Here is a 12,385-nt window from a genome sequence, read left to right on the forward strand (position 1 = left end):
TGTCTTTTCGTAAGGTTTGTTTAAAAAATATAATTAACGCACAATTTATAAATAACTCTCCAATTTTAATATTCTTAATGAAAAAAAAGAGAGAAAATTTCGAACTCTTGTGAACAGTCACAAATCTAAAAAATAAGCACTTCGCCTTTGAGGACTCATATTAACATTTTTTAAATTGATTGTCTAATAAATCCGCAAATTATTTCAAAATAAAAAAGAGCCCGCCCGGGCTCTTTACTATTTCATATAGTGAAATGAGATTATAGGGTACGTTTCGTTTCTCTTTCTTCGTAACTCTCTACAACGTCACCTACCTTGATGTCATTAAAGTTTTTAATGCTCATACCGCACTCGTATCCGTTCTTCACTTCAGTTACATCGTCTTTAAACCTCTTCAACTGACCCATTTCTCCAGAATAAACTACAATTCCGTCTCTAATAAGTCTGATAGGGTTATTACGCTTGATGTATCCATCTGTAACCATACAACCTGCTACGGTACCAACTTTCGAGATCTTAAATACATCTCTTACTTCTACGTTACCTACAATTACCTCTTCAACTTCAGGATCTAGCATACCTTCCATGGCATCTTTCACATCGTTGATAGCATCGTAGATGATAGAGTAAAGTCTGATTTCAATCTCTTCATTTTCAGCAAGTCTCTTAGCAGATCCTGAAGGTCTCACCTGGAAACCAACGATTACCGCATCAGATGCTGAAGCCAGAAGCACATCAGATTCAGAGATCTGACCTACACCTTTGTGAATAATATTTACCTGAATTTCTTCAGTACTTAATTTCAATAATGAATCAGAAAGTGCTTCCACAGAACCATCCACGTCACCTTTTACGATAACGTTAAGCTCTTTAAATGATCCGATAGCCAAACGTCTACCAATTTCATCAAGAGTAATATGTTTCTTAGTTCTGATATTTTGCTCTCTCTGGATCTGCTCCCTCTTGTTAGCAATCTCTCTTGCTTCACGGTCGCTATCCATTACGTTAAATTTATCACCAGCCTGTGGAGCGCCATCTAAACCTAACATTAATATAGGTGTAGATGGACCAGCTTTTTCCATTCGGGTTCCCGTATGATCAAACATGGCCTTCACCCTACCATAGTAAGCTCCGGCAAGTAGCACGTCTCCTACAGTAAGCGTTCCATTTTGAACAAGCATGGTAGCTACGTAACCTCTACCTTTATCTAGAGAGGCTTCTATTACAGTACCTACTGCTTTTCTTTCAGGGTTAGCTTTCAACTCTAACAACTCAGCTTCAAGTAATACTTTCTCAAGTAACTCCTCTACACCTTGTCCTGTTTTAGCAGAAATTTCCTGACTTTGGTATTTACCACCCCAATCCTCTGTTAAGATATTAATCTGAGATAATGACTCTCTAACTTTATCTGGATTAGCGTTTGGTTTATCTATTTTGTTAATAGCAATTACGATTGGCACACCTGCAACCTGCGCGTGATTGATCGCCTCTTTTGTTTGAGGCATCACGTCATCATCAGCCGCTACCACAATGATTACAATATCTGTAACCTGAGCACCACGAGCACGCATAGCGGTAAAGGCTTCGTGACCTGGTGTATCTAAGAATGCTATTTTATGTCCACTTTCTGTTAACACATCATAAGCACCGATGTGCTGGGTAATACCACCAGCCTCACCTGCCGTTACCTTAGAACTTCTAATGTAATCCAGCAATGATGTTTTACCGTGGTCAACGTGACCCATGATAGTAACAATTGGAGCTCTATCTCTTAAATCCTCTTCTGCATCTTCCTCTACCTCAACTTCTAAATCTTCGTCGGCATTGGTAAACTCTACGTTATAGCCAAATTCATCAGCGATTACCGTAATCGATTCTGCGTCTAGTCTTTGGTTAATAGAAACGAACATTCCTAAGCCCATGCAGGCAGAAATAACATCATTCACAGAAACATCCATCAAAGAGGCCAAGTCGTTAGCTGAGATAAACTCAGTAACTCTTAAGATTTTTGATTCCTGCTCTTCCTGAAGCATTTGCTCCTCTTTGGCTTCAGCCATAGCGGACCTTTTCTCTCTTCGGTACTTAGAACCTGAACTCTTTTTCTTGTTACCACTAAGCTTAGCTAGTGTAGCCTTGATTTTGTCTTGGATTTCCTTATCTGAAGGTTCCTCCTTCTCGACTCTGGCTCCTCCTCGTTTATTATTATGTCTGTTTCCTCCTCTATTGTTATTATTGGAGTTGTTGTTATTATTGTTATTGTTGTTGTTTCCTCCACCCTGATTATTATTGTTATCACGGGGAATTCTCTTTCTAGGCCTTTTCTTTTTCTTCTGCTCTTTTCTATCATCAGAAGAAGCCACAGGCTTATCTCTTTTTCTTTCTACTGGTAGTTCTATTTTTCCTACCACTTTTAGCCCTTTAAGTTTATCAGCCTTAGCCTCAATAACTTCTTGCTTAGGTGGGGCCTTTTCTTCTTTAGGCTCCTCTTTCTTAGGCTCAGGCTGTTGCTCTTTTGGCTTTTCTTGAGCTTCCACTTTATTTTCTTGCTTTGCTTCCGGCTTTTTCTCCACCTTAGGCTCTTCTTTCTTCACCTCTTCCTGCTTCATCTCCGCCTTGGGTTCTTCTTTTTTAGGCTGCTCTTTCTTTTCTTCAACCTTAGCCTCAGGAGCGGCTTCTTGCTTCGGAGCTTCAGCTTTCGGTTCCTCTTTCTTAGGTTCTTCCGCCTTTGGTTCCTCTTTAGGAGCTTCCTGTTTTTTCTCTTTTTTATCGAGATCTATTTTTCCAACTACATTTAAGCCTTTTAAACGTGGCTTATCCTCCTCTACCTTTTCAGGCTTACTTTCTTTTTCGGGCTTGGCAGTTTCTTTCGCTGGAGTGCTGGCGGCCTCCTCAGTCTTGCCTGTAGAATGGTTTTTTATAAGAACACTTTCCTCATCATCCGACTTCTTTGGTGCATCATTATCGGAATCTATCACAACGTGCTCATTGTGCTTAGTACCGATAGTAAGACCAGAAGCCTCCTCTTTTTCAGAAGCAGATGCAGCAAATTCTTTAGATAGCATCGCAAACTGCTCGCCAGTAACTTTTGAGTTTGGACTACTATCTACATCAAAGCCTTTATTAGCAAGAAAATCAACGATGGTGGTTCTACCAACATTTAGTTTTCTCGCTACCTGACTTAGCCGCATGGTTTTTTCTTCTGACATACTCAAATATCCCTTTTTTTTGTGATTATTAAAAATTTGCTTACTCGAACTCCTGCTTAAGAACCGCCATCACATTGTTTATAGTTTCTTCTTCTAAATCGGTTCTTCTTTCGAGTTCTTCTTTGGATAGTGCCAATACGCTCTTTGCAGTATCAAGACCCACACGCTTTAATTCATCAAGCACCCAGTCTTCAATTTCGTCAACGAATTCATCGATATCAACATCCTCCTCTTCAAATTCTCCTAATTCTCTGAATACATCAATCTCTAAACCTACCAGCTTACTAGCCAACTTAATATTTTGACCACCTTTACCAATGGCCAAAGACACCTGGTCTGGCTTCAGATATACTGAAACTCTACCATCCTCTTCACTAATTTTTATACTTGAAATTTTAGCAGGGCTTAACGCTCTGGCGATGTACAAGTCCATGTTATCCGTGAAGTTGATAACATCAATATTTTCATTTTGTAATTCTCTTACAATACTGTGAATACGAGAACCTTTCATTCCCACACAAGCACCTACCGGATCTATTCTATCATCATAAGATTCCACAGCTACTTTTGCTCTCTCTCCTGGCTCACGAACTACACGTTTTATAGTGATAAGGCCATCATAAACCTCTGGCACTTCACTTTCGAATAATCTTTCTAAGAATACCGGGCTGGTTCTTGATAAGATAATCTTAGGATTACCATTAATCATTTCCACACGGTCTACAATAGCTCTAACAGGATCTCCTTTACGGAATCTGTCTTTTGGTATTTGCTCATTCTTAGGGATAGAGATTTCGTTTCCTTCTCCATCTGTAAGTAGTACTTCTCTACTTAATATTTGATAAACCTCTCCAGAGATAATCTCTCCTACCAGGTCTTTATATTTTTGGAATAAAATATCCTTCTCAAGATCTTTTACTTTCTGAATAAGTGTCTGACGGGCAGTCATTACCGCTCTTCTTCCGAAATCCTCAAGTGTGATTTCTTCTGCCACTTCTTCTCCTATTTCAAAATCAGGCTCTATTTTACGTGCCTTGCTTAAACTAATCTTGTCATGATCCCAAATATCTTCACTGTTGTCATCAACAATTTCACGGAATCTCCAGATTTCTAAATCTCCTTTATCGGCATTGATAATGATGTCAAAATTCTCATCGGTCTCAAATCTCTTACGGATCATAGTCCTGAATACGTCTTCAAGAATACGAATCATCGTAGGCCTATCTATATTTTTTTGTTTTGCAAAATCTGCAAATGACTCGATTAATATACCGGTATCCATTTTTCTATTTATTTAAATGAAATCTGAACTATTGTTTTTTTAATATCTCCAAAGGGTATCTCTACCTCTTTATACTCTTTCTTTTTACCCTTTTTTACTTCTTCGTCTAGAAGTATTTTTTCTTCATCTGCAGCTTTAAGTACGCCTACTACGTCCTTATCCTGCAGCGTGATTTTTACAGATCTCCCTATGTTATTTTTATATTGTCTTAAAGAATTCAAAGGATGATCCACTCCGGGTGAAGAAACTTCTAATCGATAAGGGTCAGAAAAAAACCTCATCCTCTTCCAGTTCAGCTCCTACCTTGCGGCTAACATCAGCACATACGTCTATGTTAACTCCCTGATCACAATCAATCAACACAAGCACCTTCTTCGGTCCTTTTGTGGCCTTAATAATAACATCTACCATGAAATAAGTTTCATCTGGTAGATATTTTTCAGCTATCTCGTATACACGTTTCTCCAATTCCATATAGAAAAAAGAATATAAAAAGAGGGGACTAATGTCCCCTCAGAACTAAATTTCTATTTTTCATCCGCAAATTTAAGGCAATTTTGTTTGCTTTACAAACATTCTAATCAACAAACTATCCATAATAGTTTTTCGTTGACTATCAATTATAATTGTACCTGACCAAAAATTAAACAAACTCATGTTAAGGTTTAGTAACAATTCTGTTAAGACCATTCTATTTGCTCTGGCAGTAACCATACTTTTATCCTCTTGCGGTGGCGACTCTAAAAAGGGCACTGAAAAGGCTGTTGAAACCAAAAAGGTCGTTAATGTTCCAAATTTCAACCCTGATTCAGCATTTGCCTATATCCAAAAGCAGGTAGAGTTTGGACCTCGAGTACCTGGCAGTGAGCCACATACGAATACTAAGGAATATTTGATTAATAAACTAAAATCATTTGGAGCCACAGTGAAGCCACAGGAGTTCGAAGCTACAACTTTTGATGGACAGACATTGTCACTCACGAACATTATGGCTTCTTTTTCTCCCGAGAAAACAACAAGAATACTCCTGGCCGCCCACTGGGACGCCCGCCCATTCGCCGATAAGGATAGCGAAAGGAAGAATGAGCCAATCGATGCCGCCAATGATGGCGCTAGCGGAGTAGGTGTGCTGCTGGAAATAGCCAGAGTAATAAATGAAAACCCAACTCCTGAAGTAGGTATAGACGTTCTCCTTTTTGACGGTGAAGACTGGGGAGAAACTGAAGATGCTGATGTGCCAACTCCTGCGGGACTTGATTCCTGGTGGTGCCTTGGCTCACAATATTGGGTAAAGAACAAAGGTAATTATTCGGCTTACTATGGCATACTATTAGATATGGTAGGTGGAAAGAATGCAAAATTCTACATAGAAGGCATGTCCAAATATTATGCAGCTTCAATTGTAAATAAAGTATGGGACCAGGGTATTGAATTAGGCTACTCCAACTACTTCGTAAAACAGCCTGGAGGGCAAACTACAGATGACCATGTTTTTGTGAATGAGTATGCAAAGATACCCATGGTAGACATTATCTCATTTGACCCTAAAGATGGGGGTTTTGGAGGTTTTCATCACACCCACAAAGACAATATGGAGATCATAAGTAAAGAAACACTTGAAGCAGTGGGAGAAACTGTACTTCATGTGGTTTATTATGAGTAGACAACATTAAAAAGATATAAAATAAGAAAGCCAGCTCTCAGAGCTGGCTTTCTTATTTTATAATCTTAATATCTATAATTACTCCTTCACAATCTTAGCATTCACCGTTTCTCTCTCTGTTTTCATAGAAAGAATGTAAATACCTTGTGGTAATTGTGACATGTCAATTGACATTACTTTATCAGTCATTTGAACGTTAGTCATGATTACTTTTCCACTTAAAGAAGTAAGTCTCACATCATAAACTGATCTTTCGTCAGCTACCACAACCTGAGCAAAATCTTTCACTGGGTTAGGAGAAACTGTCAAGTACTTAACAGCTGCTTCGTCACCAAGGATTTCTGCGTTAAGATCAGAAGCTGTAGTGGCTATTGCAGCAAAAGAACTAGTAATATTAACTGTATAGTCTTCTACTTCACCATAGTTAAAACTACCGCAAGAAGAAGGTGCAGTGTTGTATCTCATTACTACTCTCATTCTAGTACTACCTAAAGTAGCTGAAGAAGGCACAGCAATAGTTGAGGATAATGTACCGCTACTAGTAGAAGAACCACTTACAACTTGTTCTCCTGAGTCTGCAAAGTCACCATCTTGGTTAAAATCTATGTACACCTTCCAGTATTCTCTGTAAGAATTTCCTGAGAAAGCTGCGCTGAAGTTGATAGTGTAAGAACCACCTCTACCAAGGTTTGTACTTTGAGAAGTGAAATTACCATAACCCCCGTTTGATCCTGTACTGTTAGAGATAGAACCTAATTGTACCAGATCGATCCACTCATAACTGGCGTTATTTCCAGAAGCAGTACAGTAAGTAACAGGTCCGCTACCTGTAGTTGTGAAACTAGTTGTAGCTGGAGAAGAAGTATTTCCTGCTGCATCTTTTGCTCTTACAGATACAGAGTAGCTTGTAGAAGCACTTAAGCCAGTAAGATTATAAGATGTAGAGCCAGTAGAACCTACTACTGAGCCATTCAAGTACACATCGTAAGCAGTAACTGCAACGTTATCAGTAGAAGCTGACCAGCTTAGTGTAGCACTAGAAGAAGTTATGCTGCTAGCAGAAAGGCTTCCTGGAGTTGATGGTGGCTGAGTATCTCCAGCGCCTCCACCTTCTACACAGAATGATACCGTTTCAGAAGAACCGAAGTTACCACCGCTAGCTAATACGTTTGAGCTACCATTGTCAACCAATGAATAACTACCATTTCCGTAAGAGCAGCAGATTCCGTCTCCATAAGCATCTGTAATAGTGAAGTTATAGTCACCATCCGCTAAGATGAACGTTCTTGTGATTGTAGAACCGTCAGGCTCTGAACCATATGTTCCACCAGAAGCAACTGTACTGCCTCCACTATTTTTTAGAGTCCAGCTGGTTTCTTCAGGGTAGTTATCTAATACCAATGTTAAAGTAACTGTACCAGTAGCACACTCATCGGGAGTACCGCCACCGCCATACTCTGAACCAATACCTACTGCATACCAGGCATTCTGTGTAGCAATAGCTTCCGCTGAACCAGCTCCGTATAATGACTCTGCTGCTTGAATACCATAATTTCTGGCATCAGCATAGTCAGAATTTGATGATAGATAAGCACTTTCTAATAAATAAGCGATCTCGGCAGATTTGTCGATGCCGATTCCAGTTACACTAAAGCTATCTCCATTGTCATTAGTTCCTGTTTTACCTTCAGTAAGAATATAGAACCAATGGTTAAGCACACCACTGTTAGTATGAACACCACCGTTATCAGCAGATCCAGTAGCCCAGTAAGATCCTTTATAAGTATCTGGCTGACCTTGAGAATTAGGATTTTCTAATGAACGAATAATTGCGCCAAGATCTTCACCTAAAGTCCAGGTTTGCTTTTCAGGAGCTGCATAATATTCTACGCAAGCAGCCCAGATATCACTAAAACCTTCGTTCATAGCACCAGACTCATATGAATAATTTAAGTTGGCAGTGTAAGTACATACAGCGTGACCAATTTCATGAGCCGCCACATCTAAACTAGTAAGTGGAGAAAGGCTTGTACCATCACCATAAGTCATTCTTGATCCATCCCAGAAAGCGTTATCATTATTAGGATAGCCGTAAGCTATAAGGTTGAAGTGTACATAACTTCTGATAGCCGCTCCGGCGTTATTGTAACTATTTCTATTGAATTTTGTAAAGAAATAGTCGTAGGTCATTTCAGCTCCCCAATGTGCATCTAAAGCAGCATTGTCTTTAGCGGAGTTATTCCATTCGCCAGAAGTCCAGTTGTTATCATTATCTACGAAATCTACGGCATTATTATAATTAGTACCGTTGTTCATATCATAGGTTAATACACCACTTCCTCTGCTCATGTCTCTTAATCTGTATCCACCAGAAAAGCTATCTGTATGAATAGATCTGCTTCCACTATATCTTGTAGCAGCAGTTCCTACTGCATCAGCATGGTGGATGATGTCGTTCTCTCTAATAATTTCACCAGACTTAGCATCTACATAAACATAAGAGCGACTTAATGGATTAAGTGCATAAACATCAAACTTGTAAGCTAACTTTTGATCAACAATCACAAGCTCGCCTTTAGGCTTCTCGTATGCAATCATTTGAGCTTCAGATGGCTTTTCCCATAAGTAAAGCTTAGCACCTACATGCTGCAAAGCTCTACCAAGCGCCTCTGAGTCAGATACCGATGGGGAGATATCTATTTTCTCGAAAAGCTCATATTCACCATTCATTGATTTGATGATACCATCTTTGGAGTGAACGATGTAAACTCCATCTTCTACTTTAATACCGTCATAGAATTGTTGAAAACGAGTATGCTCTACACCAGTTTTATCAACTATGGCTTTAGCTGATCTTAACTCATGACCATCTTTTAAACCTAGTTGGTTTTGGAATACATTCTGTACCTCCGAGGTTCTCATAACCTGTTGATCAGAATTAAAAGTAAGCTGTTTGTAGATACCCTTCTTCTTGTCTTTGGTAGGTTTTAAAACTTGCCCGTTACCCTGGGAGTAGGCTGTGGCTACAGCCATAAGGATTAAACATAGCGACACCAACAGTCGCCTACAGTAAATGTGAGACATATTGAATTGGTTTAGGTTAAAAATAATCTCACAAATATGCCAAATAAAATTTCAAATAAAAGGCAATAAACCTATAATTTAGCCGTTTTTAGGTGTTTATACTTAGAAAATAAGCAAGCAAATATGCGCTTTTCAGAATATTATTCGGATAAAAAATTTCGATTGATTTCATTTAAACCAGTTTAGCATAAAAAAAGCCGGAAGATATCTCCCGGCTTAATTTTTTTATGCACCCAGCACCTCTGGGCTGGCATATTCTTCTAGTGGGAGGCAACTACACACCAGATTTCTATCTCCGTAAGCATTATCCACTCTACCTACGGTTGGCCAGAACTTACCATCATAAATATAAGCCAATGGATAAGCAGCTTTCTCTCTACTATATGGTTTATCCCAGTTCGTAGCTGTAATAAGAGCAGCAGTATGAGGTGCATTTTTCAAAACATTGTTCTCCTTTTCGAAAACACCATTTTCTACTTCTTGAATCTCTTTTCTGATTTCAATCATAGCCAGACAGAATTTGTCAAGCTCTTCTTTGGTCTCACTTTCAGTTGGCTCTATCATCATCGTTCCTGCCACTGGGAATGATACTGTAGGTGCATGGAAACCATAATCCATTAACCTTTTAGCAATATCTTCCACCTCAACCCCAAACTTCTTGAAGCCTCTGCAGTCAATGATCATCTCATGAGCACATCTACCATTTTTACCTGTATATAACACAGGATAATGACCAGAAAGCATTTCCTTGATATAGTTAGCATTAAGAATAGCTAGCTGAGTAGCCTTCTTCAACCCACCTTTACCCATTAAAGCAATGTATGCATAAGAAATGGTTAGGATACTTGCACTACCCCAAGGAGCGGCAGAAATAGGATCAATGGCTTTTTCACCACCTGTTTTTATCACAGGGTTTCCTGGCAAGAATGGCGCAAGCTGCGAAGCCACCCCGATAGGTCCCATTCCAGGTCCACCACCACCATGAGGGATACAGAAGGTTTTATGTAAATTCAGGTGACAAACATCTGCTCCAATATTAGCTGGACTAGTAAGCCCTACCTGAGCGTTCATATTAGCTCCATCCATATAAACCTGTCCGCCGTAGTTATGAATCACTTCACAGATTTCCATAATTTCTTCCTCGAACACTCCGTGAGTAGAAGGATAAGTTACCATAAGCGCAGACAGCTCATCTTTGTGCTGCTCAGCTTTAGCCTTCAAATCTTCTACATCTATATTTCCTTTCTCATCACAGTTTACGATAACCACTTTCATACCGGCAAGAACTGCACTAGCAGGGTTAGTACCATGGGCAGAAGATGGAATTAACGTAACATTTCTTTGTGTATCACCTCTGCTTTCATGGTAAGCTCTGATCACCATAAGTCCGGCATACTCACCTTGAGCTCCACTATTTGGCTGTAATGAAACCGCAGCAAATCCTGTTATCTCGCAAAGCCAATCAGTCAGGTCTTTGAATAGTTCCTGATAACCTTCTGCCTGATCTACCGGAGCAAATGGATGTATATTTCCAAACTCTGGCCAGGTAACAGGGATCATCTCTGTGGTAGCATTTAACTTCATGGTACAAGAACCCAATGAAATCATAGAATGCACCAATGATAAATCTTTGTTTTCTAATTTCTTGATGTATCTAAGCATCTCATGCTCAGAATGGTGTATGTTAAAGATTGGGTGAACCAAATATTCTGTACCTCTAACCAACTCAGCAGGCCATTGCATTTCAAGGCTTTCGCTTTCTTTAGCCACATCATATGAAGAGCTATTAGAAGAAGCCGCAGCAAATACATCTAAGATGGCTCCAATATCATCTATTCTGGTAGTCTCATCAATAGAAATACCAATATGACCATCAAAATATCTAAAGTTGATTTCTTTTTTAAGGGCTTCCGCCTTCACTGCATCTACATTGGCAACCTTCACTTTAAGGGTGTCAAAATAATTCGCATTTAACTGCTCAATGCCCTGTGCCTTCAACCCTCTCTCTAATAGAAGTGCTAAACCGTGGATACGCTCAGCAATTTTCTTTAATCCTTTAGGTCCGTGATAAACAGCGTACATTCCAGCCATTACCGCTAAAAGTACTTGAGCAGTACAAATGTTAGAAGTAGCTTTTTCTCTTCTGATATGCTGCTCTCTGGTCTGAAGAGCCATTCTATAACCATTATTACCCTGGCTATCAATTGACGCTCCTATTATCCTTCCTGGAATTTGTCTCTTATAAGTTTCCTTAGTTGCAAAAAAAGCAGCATGTGGACCGCCGTATCCCATAGGCACGCCAAATCTCTGGCTACTTCCCACTACTACGTCAGCTCCCATTTCACCTGGAGACTTCACAAGCAACAAGCTCATAAGATCTGCTGTCATGGCTACGAAAACATTATTTTCTTGAGCTGAAGCTATAAAAGATGTATAATCTTTTATTTCACCGTTGTTATCAGGGTTTTGTAAAAGCACTCCATATAATTCAGAATCAGTTATATCAAGCTCGTTTACATCTCCCACTACAAGCTCAATTCCTACTGGCAGAGCTCTATTTTTCATTACACTAAGTGTTTGAGGAAATACATTCTTATCCACAAAGAACTTAGCAGCTTTCTTTTTATTACCCTTTCTAGCACCAGCAAGCATGGCTACAGCCTCAGCAGCAGCAGTACCTTCATCTAGCAAAGAGGCATTAGCTAACTCCATACCGGTAAGGTCCGCTATCATGGTTTGGAAGTTAACGAGAGCTTCCAATCGGCCCTGCGCTATTTCCGCCTGATATGGCGTATAAGCCGTGTACCAACCTGGGTTTTCTAATATGTTTCTTAAAATTACCGGAGGCACTATGCAGTTATAATAACCTGTACCGATATAAGACTTGAAAATTTTATTCTTTTGAGCCAGTTTCTTAAAATCATCAAGAAACTTATACTCCGTTTTGGCTAAAGGTAAATTAAGTTCATTCTTTAACCTTATTGACATAGGAATAGTCTGATCAATAAGTTCATCCAGCGACCCGGCCTTTATTAACCCAAGCATCTCTTTAATTTGCTCATCATCAGGGCCAATATGCCTTGTTTCAAATCTTTCCAGATTATTAATTTCAAGTTTCATTAGTGGAATAAATTCTAGTGAAAAACACTT

7 protein-coding genes are annotated in these 12,385 nt (G+C 39.4%); 1 reads left to right on the forward strand and 6 read right to left on the reverse strand.

The annotated features are described in order from the left end of the window. Nucleotides 1-260 precede the first annotated feature (260 nt). The 4 genes from infB to rimP (LVD16_RS01560) are packed head-to-tail and all read right to left on the reverse strand — an operon-like array spanning nt 261 to nt 4,962. Nucleotides 261-3,206, reverse strand: coding sequence for a translation initiation factor IF-2 (gene infB / locus LVD16_RS01545; RefSeq protein WP_233771825.1), 2,946 nt, complete (start codon nt 3,204-3,206; stop codon nt 261-263). A 40-nt stretch (nt 3,207-3,246) separates the two neighbouring features. Beyond that, a complete protein-coding gene (gene nusA, locus LVD16_RS01550; RefSeq protein ID WP_233771826.1) occupies nt 3,247-4,488 on the reverse strand; it encodes a transcription termination factor NusA in 1,242 nt (413 codons plus the stop codon). An 8-nt stretch (nt 4,489-4,496) separates the two neighbouring features. Beyond that, nucleotides 4,497-4,769, reverse strand: coding sequence for a ribosome maturation factor RimP (gene rimP / locus LVD16_RS01555; RefSeq protein ID WP_233771827.1), 273 nt, complete (start codon nt 4,767-4,769; stop codon nt 4,497-4,499). Then, the gene (gene rimP / locus LVD16_RS01560; protein ID WP_233771828.1) at nt 4,753-4,962 is read right to left on the reverse strand and encodes a ribosome maturation factor RimP; all 210 of its coding nucleotides are present in this window, start codon (nt 4,960-4,962) and stop codon (nt 4,753-4,755) included. The genes rimP (LVD16_RS01555) and rimP (LVD16_RS01560) overlap by 17 nt, the downstream gene beginning before the upstream one ends. A gap of 181 nt (nt 4,963-5,143) precedes the next feature. Here rimP (LVD16_RS01560) and LVD16_RS01565 point away from each other — a divergent pair, with 181 nt between their 5' ends. Beyond that, entirely contained in the window at nt 5,144-6,151 is a 1,008-nt protein-coding gene (locus LVD16_RS01565) for a M28 family peptidase (RefSeq protein ID WP_233771829.1), read from the forward strand. A 78-nt stretch (nt 6,152-6,229) separates the two neighbouring features. On the opposite strand, the gene LVD16_RS01570 is transcribed toward LVD16_RS01565, so the two are convergent. Together LVD16_RS01570 and gcvP are read right to left on the reverse strand one after the other, a co-directional pair. Further along, nucleotides 6,230-9,235 carry a M4 family metallopeptidase gene (locus LVD16_RS01570; protein WP_233771830.1) on the reverse strand — a complete coding sequence of 1,002 codons (3,006 nt, stop codon included), beginning with the start codon at nt 9,233-9,235 and terminating at the stop codon, nt 6,230-6,232. A 225-nt stretch (nt 9,236-9,460) separates the two neighbouring features. Beyond that, the gene (gcvP, locus tag LVD16_RS01575) at nt 9,461-12,355 is read right to left on the reverse strand and encodes an aminomethyl-transferring glycine dehydrogenase (protein ID WP_233771831.1); all 2,895 of its coding nucleotides are present in this window, start codon (nt 12,353-12,355) and stop codon (nt 9,461-9,463) included. Nucleotides 12,356-12,385: the final 30 nt, after the last annotated feature.

Origin of the sequence: Fulvivirga ligni, from assembly GCF_021389935.1 — a bacterium.
GTDB lineage: Bacteria > Bacteroidota > Bacteroidia > Cytophagales > Cyclobacteriaceae > Fulvivirga > Fulvivirga ligni.